Raw genomic sequence first — 2181 nt, forward strand, 5'->3', positions numbered from 1 at the left:
ATAATTGGAGCAAGTGTTATTCCTGCTATTAGCATTACTTGTATTGTTCTATTACTTGCATTAAGTTCATTTTTTAAACTAGATATATCCTTTTGTAAAGTCTTTTCTATACTATCAATCTTAGTATCTAAACTATCAATCTTAGTATCTAAACTATCAATCTTAGTATCTAAACTATCAATCTTAGTATCTAAACTATCTATTTTCGCATTAAGTTCGTTTTTTACACTATCTATTTTAGTATTTAAACTCTTTTCTACACTATCTATTTTAGTATTTAAACTCTTTTCTACACTATCTATTTTAGTATTTAAATTAGATATATCTTTTTGTAAATTCTTCTCTACATTATCAATTTTAGTATCTAAATTAGATATATCTTTTTGTAAATTCTTCTCTACATTATCAATTTTAGTATCTAAGTTAGCTATATCCTTTTGCAAATTCTTCTCTACAGCAATTATTTTCTCTTTTAAATATTCAAAGTTGTAATTATCATTATGAAGAAACACAAAATCTATTGCCTCATCACTAAACCCCATGTTTAAAAATTCATTTTTTATACTTTCTATATTATATGTTCTGTAAGCCAAATTATTCATAAAATTCCCTTATTATATTTTTAATTCTTTATACTTCTTTAAAAGTTTATTAATCAAATCTTTTTGATTTTCAAAAATCTCATCCATCATAAAACTTGTAAATTTAGCATTACTTTTATAAAAGTTATAACTTTCTTGCTTTTTAAGTTGAAATCTTAATGGTTTTATTAGGTTTTGCCTTGATTTGTCCTCTTTAATTTCTGTGTTTAATATGTTTCTATATACACCCTTTAATCCTTTTTCTTTAATGTCATTTATTGATACACTCCCATCTAATACTTTTCTATAGATTTTAAGATATAAAAAAGCCTGACTTCTGGATATTATAAATTCTGACAAAAAGTCTTCAAATTTTTTATAACCATCTATCAAATAAAGTTTTTTTTCCCTTATTTTATATAATATTTTCATTGTTTTAATTTTATTATCAATATCATCAATAGTAATTCTACGAAGTTGATCTTTATAGCTTTTATATTCAAGTTCGTCATTTTCAAATTCTTTAATGCTATCTGTTCTATTATTTAATAATATTTTTTTTACTTTTAATTTTGACATTTAAGCCTCCTAAATTTTAGTTTATTGTGAACTACTATTTCTAAATCAAAGATTGTAGAAATAGCTTCTTGTTTCATCTCATGATAGTTTTTTAAGTTCTAAATAATCGCCATCCACTAGAGCATGATCTACAAGCTTTACTTCAGGCAGTTCCTGCCTTAGTTTTTATTTCCTTATAAAAAGTATGCTGGCATACTTTTTATAATAAATCGTTTAATATTTTTTTCATTTCTTGATAATAAATTTCTTTATTGTCTGGTTCCTTTAATTCGTTTATAAAAACTTTAATTGCATTATAAAAATGAATTCTTCCCTTAATAAGATTCTTGTATTTTGGCTGCAAAATACTTTCAATATCTTTATATGTATTCCTATTTTTCATAAATTGGTTTTCTACTATTGCCGTATCAATATTTTTTTTTCTTATCATTTCAACTTCTTTTATTTCATTCATTAATATTGGTAACGCCTCTACAGACCATCTTTCCGTTTGAATAGGTATTATAACTTTATGAGTAATATTTAAAGCATTAAATAATAAAGAACTTAAACTAGGTGGAGTATCTATTATTACATAATCAAAATTATAACAATGTAAATTGTTATCAAAAATAAATTCTAACATAAGCTCTTTATAAGTAATATCTTCTTTTTCAAATTTACACAAAATTGGATGCGATGGAATAATATATATATTTTTATTTATTGGGTTCATATATTCGTTAAAATCCACCGTTTGATCTCTTTTTAAGAGATAATAAATATTATTTATTTCAATGTTACTAATATATCGTAAAAAATAACTTGTCAAACTATTTTGAGGATCTAAATCAACAACTAATACTTTGTTGTTGGATTCACTTAAAATATATGAAAAGATAATTGACAACATGCTTTTGCCAACACCGCCTTTAATTGACGCAATTGTTATTATTTTAGGTTTTTTATTATCCATTTTGTAAGTGGTCCTTGTTCTGGATATTTTTTCTCATAAAATTCATATACTTGTTTTTCTAAATCT

The 2181-nt window shown here is 23.3% G+C and carries 4 protein-coding genes; all 4 read right to left on the bottom strand.

Annotated features, from left to right (window positions below; translation table 11 throughout):
• Positions 1-602 (bottom strand): Bdr family repetitive protein (gene bdr, locus HNP68_RS06600; RefSeq protein ID WP_183221644.1); only part of this gene is annotated, 602 nt, incomplete at its 3' end.
• A 12-nt stretch (positions 603-614) separates the two neighbouring features.
• Positions 615-1160: a chromosome replication/partitioning protein gene (locus HNP68_RS06605; protein ID WP_183221646.1), complete on the bottom strand. Its 546-nt coding sequence runs from the start codon at positions 1158-1160 to the stop codon at positions 615-617.
• A 199-nt stretch (positions 1161-1359) separates the two neighbouring features.
• Positions 1360-2115, bottom strand: coding sequence for a ParA family protein (locus HNP68_RS06610; RefSeq protein WP_183221648.1), 756 nt, complete (start codon positions 2113-2115; stop codon positions 1360-1362).
• Positions 2091-2181 (bottom strand): DUF226 domain-containing protein (locus HNP68_RS06615; protein WP_183221650.1); only part of this gene is annotated, 91 nt, incomplete at its 5' end. The genes HNP68_RS06610 and HNP68_RS06615, both read right to left, overlap by 25 nt.

The sequence above is a fragment of the Borreliella yangtzensis genome (assembly GCF_014201775.1).
GTDB classification, from domain to species: Bacteria; Spirochaetota; Spirochaetia; order Borreliales; family Borreliaceae; genus Borreliella; species Borreliella yangtzensis.

Coding starts and splice junctions, on each gene's coding strand:
- HNP68_RS06605 (WP_183221646.1), bottom strand. CDS start 1,160: ATGTCAAAATTAAAAGTAAAAAAAATATTATTAAATAATAGAACAGAT.
- HNP68_RS06610 (WP_183221648.1), bottom strand. CDS start 2,115: ATGGATAATAAAAAACCTAAAATAATAACAATTGCGTCAATTAAAGGC.